The organism is Phaeobacter inhibens DSM 16374, from assembly GCF_000473105.1.
Classification (GTDB): domain Bacteria; phylum Pseudomonadota; class Alphaproteobacteria; order Rhodobacterales; family Rhodobacteraceae; genus Phaeobacter; species Phaeobacter inhibens.
On the sequence record NZ_KI421498.1, the window covers coordinates 1133794 to 1147201 of the forward strand.

The 13408-nt window shown below is 61.2% G+C and carries 11 protein-coding genes; 4 read left to right on the forward strand and 7 right to left on the reverse strand.

Annotation, left to right across the window (positions count from 1 at the left end):
* Positions 1-154 precede the first annotated feature (154 nt).
* From fumC to INHI_RS0109085, 3 genes are read left to right on the forward strand one after another with little or no spacing between them, the layout of a single operon-like run.
* Entirely contained in the window at positions 155-1549 is a 1395-nt protein-coding gene (gene fumC, locus INHI_RS0109075) for a class II fumarate hydratase (RefSeq protein WP_027247453.1), read from the forward strand.
* On the forward strand, positions 1549-1755 hold the full coding sequence (locus tag INHI_RS0109080) for a DUF4169 family protein (RefSeq protein WP_014879838.1): 207 nt from the start codon (positions 1549-1551) through the stop codon (positions 1753-1755). The genes fumC and INHI_RS0109080 overlap by 1 nt, the downstream gene beginning before the upstream one ends.
* Positions 1748-1966, forward strand: coding sequence for a ribbon-helix-helix domain-containing protein (locus INHI_RS0109085; protein WP_014879837.1), 219 nt, complete (start codon positions 1748-1750; stop codon positions 1964-1966). Before INHI_RS0109080 ends, INHI_RS0109085 begins: the two co-directional genes overlap by 8 nt.
* Before the next feature lie 298 nt (positions 1967-2264).
* On the opposite strand, the gene INHI_RS0109095 is transcribed toward INHI_RS0109085, so the two are convergent.
* From INHI_RS0109095 to INHI_RS0109105, 3 genes are all read right to left on the reverse strand, one after another.
* On the reverse strand, positions 2265-3695 hold the full coding sequence (locus tag INHI_RS0109095; protein WP_081698692.1) for a cytochrome P450: 1431 nt from the start codon (positions 3693-3695) through the stop codon (positions 2265-2267).
* Entirely contained in the window at positions 3695-4945 is a 1251-nt protein-coding gene (locus INHI_RS0109100; RefSeq protein WP_027247455.1) for a hypothetical protein, read from the reverse strand. Before INHI_RS0109100 ends, INHI_RS0109095 begins: the two co-directional genes overlap by 1 nt.
* A 209-nt stretch (positions 4946-5154) precedes the next feature.
* Entirely contained in the window at positions 5155-5907 is a 753-nt protein-coding gene (locus INHI_RS0109105; protein WP_014874467.1) for a cytochrome c biogenesis CcdA family protein, read from the reverse strand.
* A 66-nt stretch (positions 5908-5973) separates the two neighbouring features.
* Between INHI_RS0109105 and INHI_RS0109110 the strand changes: the two genes are divergently transcribed.
* Positions 5974-6234 carry a sulfurtransferase TusA family protein gene (locus tag INHI_RS0109110; protein WP_254656867.1) on the forward strand — a complete coding sequence of 87 codons (261 nt, stop codon included), beginning with the start codon at positions 5974-5976 and terminating at the stop codon, positions 6232-6234.
* A gap of 2 nt (positions 6235-6236) precedes the next feature.
* Here INHI_RS0109110 and INHI_RS0109115 read toward each other — a convergent pair whose 3' ends face one another.
* The 4 genes from INHI_RS0109115 to INHI_RS0109130 form a co-directional block, all read right to left on the reverse strand.
* Complete coding sequence (locus INHI_RS0109115; protein ID WP_014874466.1) at positions 6237-6671, reverse strand: nuclear transport factor 2 family protein; 435 nt, start codon at positions 6669-6671, stop codon at positions 6237-6239.
* A gap of 75 nt (positions 6672-6746) precedes the next feature.
* Positions 6747-9683 (reverse strand): Rne/Rng family ribonuclease, encoded by a 2937-nt coding sequence (locus tag INHI_RS0109120; protein WP_027247458.1) that lies wholly within the window; start codon positions 9681-9683, stop codon positions 6747-6749.
* A gap of 564 nt (positions 9684-10247) precedes the next feature.
* Positions 10248-11585, reverse strand: coding sequence for a sigma-54-dependent transcriptional regulator (locus INHI_RS0109125; protein WP_014879832.1), 1338 nt, complete (start codon positions 11583-11585; stop codon positions 10248-10250).
* Positions 11586-11614: 29 nt separating this feature from the next.
* Positions 11615-13384 carry an ATP-binding protein gene (locus tag INHI_RS0109130; RefSeq protein WP_014874463.1) on the reverse strand — a complete coding sequence of 590 codons (1770 nt, stop codon included), beginning with the start codon at positions 13382-13384 and terminating at the stop codon, positions 11615-11617.
* Between the last annotated feature and the right edge of the window lie 24 nt (positions 13385-13408).

Consider the following 13408-nt stretch of genomic DNA (forward strand, 5'->3'; position numbering starts at 1 on the left):
TGACGTGGTGCAATAACTCATCCTGCAATGGCCCCTATACCTTGGGTTCGGAATGGCTATGCTGCGCGAAACTGCGCAATTGCCTCGTGACCCGGCCCGGGGTAGACGGCATACCGACGCATACATTTAGTCATCATCAGACGGAGAGAGACTTATGTCCGATACCCGCACCGAAACCGACAGCTTCGGTCCGCTTGAAGTCCCCGCCAACAAATACTGGGGCGCCCAGACCCAGCGGTCGATCATGAACTTCCCCATCGGTTGGGAAAAACAGCCCGTCGCCATCGTGCGCGCGCTGGGGGTGATCAAACAGGCCTGCGCCATGGCCAACAAGGCCTCGGGCAAGCTGGACGCCCGGATCGGCGATGCGGTTATTCAGGCCGCCGGCGAGGTGATCGAGGGCAAGTTTGACGACAACTTCCCGCTGGTGGTCTGGCAGACCGGGTCCGGCACCCAGTCCAACATGAACTCCAACGAGGTGATCGCCAACCGCGCGATTGAGATCCTCGGCGGCGTGATCGGCTCCAAGGACCCGGTACACCCGAACGATCACTGCAATATGGGTCAGTCCTCCAACGACACCTTCCCCACCGCCATGCATATTGCCACAGCGATGATGGTGCGGGATGTGCTTGTGCCGGGCCTGACCAAGCTGGCCGAAGGGCTGGAAGCCAAAGCCGAGGCGTTCAAGGACATCATCAAAATCGGCCGCACCCATACGCAGGACGCGACCCCGCTGACGCTGGGCCAGGAGTTCGGCGGCTACGCGCATCAGATCCGTCAGGGTCTGGCGAGGGTCGAGGCTGCGATGCCCGGCATCTATGAGCTGGCACAGGGCGGCACTGCGGTTGGCACCGGTCTGAACACGCAAAAAGGCTGGGGCGAAACCGTCGCCGCCAATATGGCCGAAATCACCGGCCTGCCCTTTGTCACCGCGCCGAACAAGTTCGAGGCACTGGCCGCCCATGACGCGATGGTATTCCTGTCCGGCGCTTTAGCCACCATTGCGGGCAGCTGCTACAAGATCGCCAATGACATCCGCTTCCTCGGTTCCGGTCCTCGCTCGGGCCTGGGCGAGTTGATCCTGCCGGAGAACGAGCCTGGATCGTCGATCATGCCGGGCAAGGTGAACCCCACCCAGGCCGAGGCCCTTACCCAGGTTGCCGCCCATGTCATGGGCAATGATGCCGCGATCAAATTCGCAGGCTCGCAGGGTCATTTCGAACTGAACGTCTACAACCCGATGATGTCCTACAACCTGCTGCAGTCGATCCAGCTGTTGGGCGATGCGGCGGACAGCTTTACCGAGCGGATGCTGAACGGCATCCAGGCCAATGAGCCGCGCATCGACAAGCTGATGAAAGAGTCACTGATGCTCGTCACCGCGCTGGCGCCGACGATTGGCTATGACAATGCCACCAAGGTCGCCAAGACTGCACATAAGAACGGCACCACCCTGAAGGAAGAGGCCATTGCGCTGGGGTTTGTGGATGAGGCGACATTTGACGCCGTTGTCCGCCCCGAACAGATGATCGGCCCGAAAGACTGATGGCTGGTTCCGGTTCAGGCCCGGTCAATCTGAACCGGTATCGCAAGGAAAAGGCGCGGGCTGAGAAGAAGGCCCGCGCCGACCAGAACGCCGTGACCTATGGCCGGACCAAGGCCGAGAAAGATCTGGACAAGGCCCGCAACGCGCAAGATGTGCGGCGACTGGATGGCACAAAACGCGACGATCCCAAGACCGACGATGACTAATCGCCCACGGAAACACTCGCTTACGCTGCGCGGTCACCGCACCTCGGTGTCGCTGGAGGATGAGTTCTGGCAGGCCTTCCGCGAGATCGCAGCAGAAGACAATCGCGCCATTAATGATCTGGCTGCTGAAATCGATGAAAATAGAGGCGTGGACTGTGGTCTGGCCTCAGCCATTCGTCTGCATGTGCTGCGACGTTTAAGGTCGCGTTAGCCACGGTTTGGCATCGTGGAAAGAGGCCTGCCCCTCCCTGCCTCACCGCGGATGCGTGGTTGCTGCAACTGTTCCAGTCGCAAGCGGCTGCAAAAGCGGTGTGGTGCGTCGCCAGAAGCGGGACATTGAACGACTGCTTGGCTGGGAGCGCTTTCGCCAAGAGTTGAACCATCGCGGTTTTCACGCAGTGGAAAATGCCGGACAGGTTGTGATCTTCTGCAATCAGGACGCGGTGCGCATCATTCGGTGATGCAAATTTCTGCGCAGAAATTTGCCCAGAAAATCTGAATTTTCTGGGCTAGCGCGGGATGAGCCGCAACCAGATCCCGTTTTGTGACCGAACTGTCAGATGCGCGACCGGAATCGGCTCCTGGCCCGCAACAGGTTCCACCCGAAACCGCTGCAGGATCATCGACAGGATCAACGGTCCTTCAATCATTGCGAAGCCAGCACCGGTACAGACACGCGGCCCCGCCGAAAACGGAATATAGGCCTCGCGCTGGCAGGTCTTGCCGTTTTCCGTCTGCCACCGCCCCGGATCAAACCCGTCCGGGTTTTCCCAGAGCCGTTCGTGACGGTGCAGGTGCCACGGGCTCAGCACTACCTGCGCGCCCTGTGGAAGGGTTCGACCGCGAAACTGCTGCGGGCAGCTGGCCTCGCGCACCATCATCGGCACCGGCGGGTAAAGGCGCAGCGCTTCGCGGAAGACATCACGACTGATGCGCAACCTGCCCGCTTCGGCAAACTGGTCCAGCGACAGCCCGGCGGCCTCCTTTGCGATTTTCTCCTGCCATTCGGGGGCCAGAGCCACCAGATAGAGCGCCCAGGCCAGAGCCGACGCGCTGGTCTCATGCCCGGCCAGAAAAAAGATCGCCACCTGATCAACCATCTCATCTGTCGTGAACAGCTCGCCAGTTTCGGGATCTTGCGTGGTCATGATCTTGGTGGCCAGATCATCCGGTGCATGGCCTGATGCGATGGCCTCCATGCGCTGTTGCGTAAGGTCCCTGATCAAGCCCCGGATCCGGGCCGCATTGCGCCGCGTGGCGGGCCGGTGAAAGCGGGGCACCCAACGTGGCAGCGGCACAAAGGCCGCGAGATTGAGGATAGGCTGCGCCTGCTGGTAGGCCCGAAAGCGATGAAAGACTTCCTGCGCCATATGATGCTCTATCGGGATCGAGAAGAGCGTGCGGAAGATCACATCCGCCGCCGCATGGGATGTCTCAGCCTCGATCTCGATCGGCGCGTCCGGTATCTCGTGCACCTGATCGCTGAGACGGGTAACAGCCGCCTCAGCGGCGGCGTGGATGGCCGGGTAGATCTGACGCAGCCGCCCCCCTTCAAAGGCGGGGTCGATGATCCGGCGCTGCCGCTTCCAGACCTCACCATTGGTGAGAAAGACCGAATTCCCAAGCAGAGGGCGCAGTCCCTCGCCAATGCGGTTCGATTTCGGGAACACCTCCGGGCGGTCTTTCAGAACCGTGCGAACCAGATCCGGTTGATTGACCAGAAAAGAGCGAAAGAAAGGCGTGCGAAACTCTGCCATCCAGGCACGATAAAGCTTGGCCGGCTGCGCCGACAGAAGATCCGCGCGAAACAGCCCCAGATAGCGCCAGAGCGAAACCCTGGCAGCGCGGGCCGCAGGCTTTGGCGGTATGATCGCGAGGCCTGCGACTGGCGCAACAGGCGCGCTGTTGGGATGGTCATCCGATTGCGGCAGATCAACCATCACCCACCAACCGAAGTATATTTGGACGCGGTCACATCAATGCGTGAGCGCGATGGGTTGCGGTTGCGATAGCGGCTTTCCAATGTGCGCGGCCCCGCCGTGATCTGGAAATAGTCGTAGTCTCCGGGCTGATCAAAAGCGCAGAGATATTGAAAATGCAGCCGGAAGAAGCGCCAGCGCAGCGCCGCCCATCGTGCCGGGCTGAGGGTTTGGGTAAAGGCCGCCGAGACGACCAGCGGCCAGCGCTTTTGCGGTGGGGAAACTCCCGTGACCGCGACCGGATCACACAGCGCAAAGGCGCAGCCATCCCCCGGTGCGGTGACATCGACCCAGCAGATATCCCCCCGCCCGGAGAGGTCGCGCAGATCACGGCGCAGGCGATGCGCGTCAGGCAGGAAGGAGACCATCGGCACCACCTGCCCCAGGCTCAGAAATCCCAGCACCGCATGGCGCGCCGCCAACCCGCTGCGCTGCACATCTGCCAGAACGCTGACACCGACATGCGCCCCGGAAGAATGCCCCACCACCAGCACCTCATCATAGTTGGGATCGCTGAGCGCCACGGCGATCTCACCTGCGAATTGGGCGATGCGCTGCTCCAGCTCGGGTGCATAGGCACCGCGCAGGGCTGCGGAATGGGCATAATCATGCATCAGATAATAGGCAAAGAGACGACCATCCTGCCGCCGGAACCAGCGCAACAGCGCTGCTGCCGCGACCAGACCAGCCGCCCAAAACACCAACGCCGCCAGCCCAGTTCCCAAGGGAGAGCTCAGCCCAAGCCGGGTAACACCACCCTGCCCCAGACGCGCAATGACCAGCGCCAGGAGGAAGGCCAGAACCGCCTGTAGCAACAGCATTCCCACCGGGTATAGCGCAGCAATGACCGGCCCCTTGCGCAGCCACATCAGCCGTCGTAGCGTTCCGGTGGAAATATAGATCCAGGCGGTACGCACCATCTGCCAATAGGTCTCGGCAATGGATGGATCCATGCTGTCCTGCACGATGTCGGACCAGACCAGCACATCAACATCGGTGTCGACCTCATGCCCCTCAATCTGCGCGTGGACCTGCCAGCCAAAGCCGCCTGCGCTATCCGTCTCCGTGGCGGTCTTGGGACGCGGCAGGAGAGACAACTGATAGCCGGAAATCTCGGCCTGCGCTGCGCCCTCGCTGCGGTACAGCTCCCGGTAGCGACGCGGCGGCATGGGATCGTAGCCCGGAATATAGAACAGTTTGCGGCGCCGCACCGGCGGATCCTGCGGCGCGGCGCTTGGATCCGGGTGCGGCCTTCTGGCTGCGGATGTCTGGGTGGTCTGCTCTTGCACGGATTGCGCGGCCCGATTTGCCTGTTGTTGTCTGCCCAGCTTAGCCGCGCTGCATCAAAAGCGTAAGCCCCGCCGGTTATCTGCCGAGCGGGGCGTAGGTTTGGTTCACAAGCCGTCCCGATACGCGCAGGTCAGCCGAGGGTCGCCAGTGCCGGGAAGGTCTCCAACAGCCAGAAAGAGAACTCAGAGAACAAGCCGGTGACCAGCATGAACCCGACAACAATCAGCAACCCGCCCATGAATTTTTCGATCACCCCCATGTAAGGCTTGATCCGGTTCATCAGCACCATTGAGCGGGTGAGGAAAATCGCTGCCAAGAGGAAGGGCACGCCCAACCCCAGCGCATAGATCCCAAGCAGCAATGTCCCGCGTGTCACAGACGCCTCTGTTGCGGCCAGCGACAGGATCGCGCCGAGCTGAGGGCCGATGCAAGGGGTCCAGCCAAAGGCAAACGCCAGGCCAAGAATATAGGCCCCAACCGCCGAGCCGCCGGACTGATCGGTTTCCATCCGCGCCTCACGGTCAAGCAGCGGAATACGGAACACGGAAAGGAAATGCAGCCCGAAGACAATCACAACAACGCCGGACACCTGCGCAAAAAGCTCCTGATTCTGCAGCACAAACGCCCCAAAGGCCGAGGCGGTGAAGCCCAGCAGCAGAAACACCGTGGACAAGCCCATGATGAAGAACAGCGCGGCCACAATGGCCTTGCGTCTGGCCCGTGCCGTTCCCTGTATCTCTCCAATGGAAACGCCGCTCATATAGGCCAGATAGGGTGGCACAATAGGCAGGACACAGGGTGACAGAAAGCTGACCAATCCAGCCGTCAGCGCCACCAGCATGGCAGGGATCAGCCCTGCGTCGATGATTTCAATTCCAAACATGCCCAACCCTTAGACCAGCCTCTGTCAAAGGTCACGGGGGGAGCTGGTCACAACCTTGTGGACAGGATGAAACAACCGGATTATCTGCAAGGCATGACCGACGAAAACGAGATCCTCGACGCCCTTGGGCTGCTCTGTCCTCTGCCTGTGCTGAAAGCACGTAAACGTCTGAAACCATTGGCCTCTGGCAGGGTTTTGGAGGTGCATGCCGATGACCCGGCTGCGGTGGTGGACATCCCGCATTTCTGCCATGAGGCTGGCCATGAGCTGTTGGAAATCCGCGACAATCCGCAGCATCAGATCTATGTGATCCGCAAGGGTGGCTGAGATCAGGGGAGCGGGTTTGTCGCCCCTTCCGGCAGGGCTTCGGTGTCCTGACTGAAGATATTGATCCAGCCGCCATCCTGACGCTGCCAGATCGAGCTGACATACATTGCGGCGCCTTTGACCTCCCCCTCTGTCTGCCCCGGACGGGTGTAGGTGGCGCGATACGCCAGCAGTGCTGTCTCGGGGCCAAGCGGCAGGACACGCGCATCCGCGATGCTGAATTCTGCCACCGTCGGTCCCTGTTCAAGCTGCTCGGTATGATCGTCCCGCCCGGCAAAGCCGCTTGGATAGACGCCCAGAAACTGCGGATGCAATGCGGCCCGGTCAGCCGCGATATCGCCCTGTTGCAATGCGGTCCAGACGGCGGTTTCTGCGGCTAGAAGCTCCCGCAGCAGTGTCTTTGTCCTGGTGGTTTCTGCCTGCATGTCGGTGTTCATGGCGGTCCTCATAGCGATCCGGGATCCTGACATGAAAAAGGCGGGCCAGATGCCCGCCTTTTCACTCTTTTACGATCAGCTGCCAACCGACCACCAGCCGCGCCGTTTCGGCTTGGGCGGGCTCGCCGGTTCGGCTTCGGCTGTGGCCAGTGCCGGTTCCGGGGCTGCCTCCGGCTCTTCCGTCGGAGCGTCTGCAGCTTGCGGCTCTGCAGCCGCTGGTGCTGATGCCTCAGCGGCTGGTGTGTCCTGATCCGCGACAACGTCTTCAGCGGTGGCCTCATCGGCCACTATCTGGGCCGGTGCGGCCTCCTCTGTCGCGGCGGCTGTCTCAGCTTCGGCAGCGGCGGGAACCTCTGCGGCGGCATCACCGTTGAGCACTGCCGGTTCCTCAGCGCCCTCGACCGGCGCCTCTGCGCTCGCAACCGGGGCTTCGGATTCAGCAGCATTGCTGTCCTCGGCCTTGGCCTCTGTCACGATTGCTTGGCCCTCAGGCTCTGCTTTGGCGTCTGTCTCAGCCGGGGCCTCAGCCTCTGCCGCGACTGTCTCGTCGGTCCTCTTCTTGCGGCTGCGCGAGCGGGTCCGGGTGCGGGTGCGTTTCTTCACCTCGCCGTCGCCCTCGGCCTCCTTGGCGTCGGAGCCCTCTGCAGGCTCAGCTTGGGCGTCGGCGTCGTCCGCAGCGGCGTCATCCGAAGCCTTCTGGTCGTCCGCGTTCGCATCACCCTGAGCGGTGTTATTGCTGTCATCCCCGTCAGCACCGGAGGACTTCCGCCGCCGCCGACGACGACGCTTGCGCTTGGGTTTGTTGTCCCCCTCGCCCTCATCACCTGCGGCCTGCACTTCTGCGACGTCGGTGTCATTGGCCTCGACCTCGGCCTCATCGGCCTCATCACTCGCCTCATCCGCATCAACCTGATCCATGATCGAGGTATCGACGGAGACCACCGGCGCTGTGGCAACAGGCACCACACGGGACGCGGTCTTGAACTTCTCAAGCGAGAAATCCGGGCTGACCAGATGCGGGTCCCCTTCGATCCGCACGGAAAGACCGTAGCGGGTTTCGATCTGGGCGATATGCTCGCGTTTCTGATTCATCAGATAGTTGGCAATGCTGACCGGGCAGCGCACCAGCACCTCGCGGGAGCGGCGGCGGGTGCCTTCCTCCTCGATCTGGCGCAGGATCGACAGTGCCAGCGAGTCATCCGACCGGATCAGACCGGTGCCATGGCAATGCGGACACGGGGCGGTGGTCGCCTCAATCATGCCGGGACGCAGACGCTGACGCGACATTTCCATCAGACCAAAGCCGGAGATCCGGCCTACCTGAATGCGGGCGCGGTCGGTCTTCAGCTTGTCCTTCATCCGCTTCTCGACGGCGGCGTTGTTCTTACGCTCGTCCATGTCGATGAAGTCGATGACAATCAGACCGGCAAGGTCACGCAGACGCAGCTGGCGGGCCACCTCTTCAGCGGCCTCCAGGTTGGTCTTGAGCGCGGTTTCTTCGATCGAACCTTCTTTGGTGGCACGACCAGAGTTCACGTCGATTGCCACCAACGCCTCGGTCACGCCGATCACGATGTAACCGCCGGATTTCAGCTGCACTGTCGGGTTGAACATCGCGCCGAGATAGCTTTCGACCTGGAAGCGCGCAAACAGCGGCAGCTGATCCTGATAGTTTTTCACGTTCTTGGCGTGGGACGGCATGATCATCTTCATGAAGTCCTTGGCGATGCGGTAACCCCGCTCACCCTCGACCAGAACCTCGTCAATCTCGCGGCTGTAAAGGTCGCGGATCGAGCGTTTGATCAGATCGCCCTCTTCATAGATCTTCGCAGGGGCGATGGATTTCAGCGTTAGCTCGCGGATCTGTTCCCACAGGCGCTGCAGGTATTCATAATCGCGCTTGATCTCCGATTTGGTGCGCTTTGCACCAGCGGTCCGCACAATGAGCCCGGCGCCAGTCGGCACGTCCAGTTCAACCGCGATATCTTTCAGCTTTTTGCGGTCGGCGGCATTGGTGATCTTGCGGGAGATGCCACCACCGCGCGCGGTGTTGGGCATCAGCACGCAGTAGCGGCCCGCCAGCGACAGATAGGTTGTGAGCGCAGCGCCTTTGTTGCCGCGTTCCTCTTTCACGACCTGAACCAGCAGGACCTGACGAACCTTGATCACTTCCTGAATTTTATAGCGACGTGGACGGGGTTTGCGTACCGGGCGAATGTCTTCGCTGTCATCCTCATCGGCGACGGATTCGATATTCTCATCCTTCGCCGTGGCATCTGCGGCAGCGTCCTTGTCAGCGCTGTCATCTGCGTCTGCGTCATCTGCGGCATCGTCTGCCTCAGTTGTCGCCGTATCAGCAGCGCCTTCAGCCTCACCGCTTTCAGAAGATGCGTCCTGCGCCTCGGGTGTGTCGGAGGCATCTTTGACGGCCTCTTCCACAACCGGCTCAGCAGCGGTCGCGTCATCAGCAGCGGCCTCAGTTTGAGCAGCCTCGGGGACGTCCGCCAGCTTGATCTCAGCAACCGCGACCTCATCGGTCAGGTCGATGGTTTCCATACCCGCGATATCAGCGCCGTTTTCAGCGGTCTCGGGGCTGACGTCCTTGGTCTCGACCACATCAGCGGATTTTACATCCGCAGCTTTGGTCCGGCCACGACGCGACCGCGACTGCCGTCTGGCAGGCTTGGCATCTTCTTCGTCATCACGAGCGCGCTGTGCCTCGGCATAGGCGCGTTCTTCTTCCATCAGCGCCTCGCGGTCGGCGACCGGGATCTGATAGTAGTCAGGATGGATTTCCGAAAAGGCGAGGAACCCATGGCGGTTGCCGCCATAGTCCACAAAAGCCGCCTGCAGCGACGGTTCGACGCGGGTTACTTTTGCGAGGTAGATATTGCCAGCAAGCTGGCGTTTGTTTTCGGATTCAAAGTCAAATTCCTCAACCTTGTTTCCATCGACCACCACAACGCGGGTCTCTTCCGCGTGGGTGGCATCAATAAGCATCTTCTTTGCCATGTGTCCTTGGTGCACCTGCCGCGCACGCGCGCATCTGGCCCGTTGCCGGGCGGACGTGAACGATCGGGGTGGTGTCTTGTCTGGGCGATGTCTTGTGGCGCGCGATTGGCCCATGCAGTACAGCGGTTAGCCCCGGAACATCTGTCCGGCCCTCCTGCCTGTCTGCTGTTCTCTCTCGCGCGCGTCATCGCGTTTCTTCTCCGACAGGTGGGAATATCCGCGCCCTGCCCTGATTATATCCCTGCTGAGAAACCTCAGTCAGGTGCTAAACTGCCCCGAAATACTGCGGGGCCAATCGGTCTGTCTCTGCTTTCTCGGATCTTGCCGGACAAAAACAAAGGCAGCGAATCTCATCAAGAGGGGCAGGATCACAAGGGTCCCGTCCCCATTTGGACAGCATAAGACCTGTGGATAGGTAATGACAATGGTCATTCGTCACCGCCGCAATCTAAATACTATCTGCTTGGTTCTTAGGTGAAAAATGGTGAATAATTCGTTAGTGAAACAACGAGGGCCGCACTCCGGAGAATGCGGCCCTGCCTGTGAATGTCTGCAGATCTGCACTCAGGACAGATAGTCGGAGCGTTGCAGGCCGTATTTGGCCATTTTTTCATTCAGCGTCCGGCGCGGCAGGCACAGTTCGTCCATGACACTGGCGATAGAGCCCTTGTGCCGCCGCATGGTGTTGTCGATCAGCATCCGCTCGAAGGCTTCGACATATTCTTTCAGCGGCTTGCCCTCGGTGGTCATCACCGGCTGCATATCCTCATGATCGGACATCAGCAGAGAGGCAATGGTGCCAGAGCCACGACGCGACTGCAGCACGGCCCGCTCGGCAATGTTGATCAGCTGGCGCACATTGCCCGGCCAAGGCGCCTGCAACAGCTGGGCCGCCTCCTGGGCGCTGACCTGCGGCGCATCACAGCCGTATTCCTCGGAGAACTGCTCACTGAGGCGGGTGAACAGGGTCAGAATATCCTCGCCGCGCTGGCGCAGCGGGGGCACCGTGATGCGCAACGCCGCCAACCGGTAAAAGAGATCCGGGCGCAACGCGTCCTCACAGGTCTTGCCTGCCTCCTGAAGGTTCGAAATCGCTACGATGCGGGTCTCGCCGGGAATGCCCTGCTCATTGATCACGCTAAGCAGCTTGGCCTGCAGCGTCTCGCTCAGCGCGTCGATATCTTCCAGAACCAATGTTCCGCCGCGGGCTTCCTCAATGGCGGGCAGCATACTGTCTTCGGGCAGCATCGGACCAAACAGGCGCTTGGACAGCGCCTCCTCCTCCAGTGCCGCACAGGAAACCAGCACGAATTTCTTGCCCGCCCGGCTACCCACCGCATGCAGCGCGTGGGCCACCAGCGTTTTGCCGGTGCCGGTCTCGCCGTCGATCAGGACATGACCGTCGGCCTGCCCCAGATCGAGGATATCCTCACGCAGGCGCTCCATCACCGGGCTGGAGCCGATGAGTTTCTTCATGATGGTGCTGCCATCAGACAGCTCGCGCCGCAGCACCCGGTTGTCCAGTGTCAGGCGGCGCGCGCCCGTGGCCCGTTTGGCCAGCTCTGACATGCGATCCGGGTTGAAGGGTTTTTCGAGAAAGTCGAAGGCCCCGACCCGCATCGCCTCAACCGCCATCGGCACATCGCCGTGACCAGTAATCATGATCACCGGCAAGGCAGAGTCGCTGCCCATCAGTTTCTTGAGGAACTGCATCCCGTCCATGCCGGGCATTTTGATATCCGAGATGACGATGCCGGGATAATCCGGCCCCAGCACTTTCAGCGCATCTTCGGCGCTGGCAAAGGTCTCGGTGTCATAGCCTGACAGTGCCAGCCATTGGCTGATCGACTGTCGCATATCCTGTTCATCATCGACGATCGCGATTTTCATGGCCTGTGCCATTCGCGTGCCCTCCATCCAGTGATACCGCGCTATTCTGCGGCCTCGATGCCGTCCACAAGGATCGGCAATTGCATTTCAAATACGGCGCCACCGTTCTGTCCGTTGCGGGCAGTCAGCCGACCGCCTAGGTCGTTCACGATACCGGAGGAGATGGCAAGCCCCAACCCAACCCCGTCCCCCGGCTGCTTGGTGGTGTAGAAGGGTTCAAACAGGCTGCCGAAATCCTTGATCCCCATCCCATTGTCGCGCACCGACAGGGTGGCGGTCTCCCCTGCGGCAAGCAGGATTTCGACCTCTGGATCTGCAACTGACTTTGTAGCATCTAGCGCGTTCCGCAGCAGGTTCACCATAACCTGTTCAATTCGCATCCGATCCCCCATCACATAGACCGGTTGTTCGGGCAGGATACGGGCGATTTTGACATGCCGCTGGCGCAGTTGCGGCTCCATCATCGACAGCGATGAGGCGAGCGCATCGCCCATATTTACCGGGCTAAACGCATCGCCGCCCTTGCGCGCGTAGGATTTCAGCTGGCGGGTGATGGCGCCCATGCGCTCAATCAGATCATCAATCCGACCAAAGGAGGCCAGCGCCTCTTCGGGACGGTTGCGATTGAGCAGCAGACGCGCGCCGGCAAGATAGGTTTTCATCGCCGCCAGCGGCTGGTTCAACTCGTGGCTGACGGCGGCTGACATCTCGCCGAGGGCGGCCAGTTTTGAGCTCTGTGCGAGGCTCTGTTCGGCGACCGCAAGCGTCTCTTGCATGCGTTCGCGTTCGGCAATTTCCCGCTGGAGCCGTGCGTTCAATACGCGAAGCTCTGCCGACTCCCGCTGGAACAACGCCATGCGCAGCGCGGTGCGGCGGCTCAGCGCATAGAAGGCCAGCGCCAGCAGGATGGCGAATCCCATGATTTCCAACGCCAATACCGTATTCACGCGCTCCCGGATCGACGCATAGGTGGTGAAGGACGTGAGCCGCCAGCCCTGAAACGGGATCCGCGACTCCAGACGCATCACCGCCTCGCCCTGCAGGTAAGCATCCGCAGGCAGGGCGGTCCAATCGGTGGTGGCACGGATCGCGCGCTGAATGGCCCCCTCCGGGGTCTGCAATTGCAGCGCATCCGCCTCCGACAGGCCGCGCCAGCGCGACTCTGTCGCCAGAATGATTGTACCGGTGCTATCGCTGACCATCACCGCATCGGAAATGCCCGCCCAGGCGCGCTCGAATTTCTGCAGATCGACCTCCACCACGATCACGCCGAGGATACCGGAGGTGTCGACAATGCGGCGCGAATAGGTGAAACGATAGCTGCCGACCTCGCTACGGATGGCCGAGAACACCGTGGTTTTGGAGCGCAGGGCGTCGACAAAATAGGCCGCATTGCGGTGGGTTTCACCCAGTCGGTTGCGGTCCGTCGCTGCCACGGTGCGCCCATCCTGCGCCATCAGCATGATGGAGGCGGCGCCGATTTCTTCAACAAACGAGATCAATCGCTGGGTGGAGAGCGAGAAGTCGTTGGACTGCAGCGCAGAGATCAGCGCCTGATCCCGCGCCAGGAGCTGTGGCACGATGGCATGTCGGCCCAGCTCACTCACCAGGTTGCCGGAGTAGAGCGCCAGACGCAGCTCAGCCCGGTTCCGGGTGCTTTCGGTGAACCGATCAGTCAGCGCCCGATTGGTGACCCAGACGGTCACCGCAGCGACCGCCATCAGTACCAGCAACGCAAGACGCACCCGCCACGATGTCGTGCGGGAGCGCGGTTTTTCAGAAGATATTGTTGCGTCACGCGCGGCAGTCATAGGCAAAACCTAACGCAAGCCGGC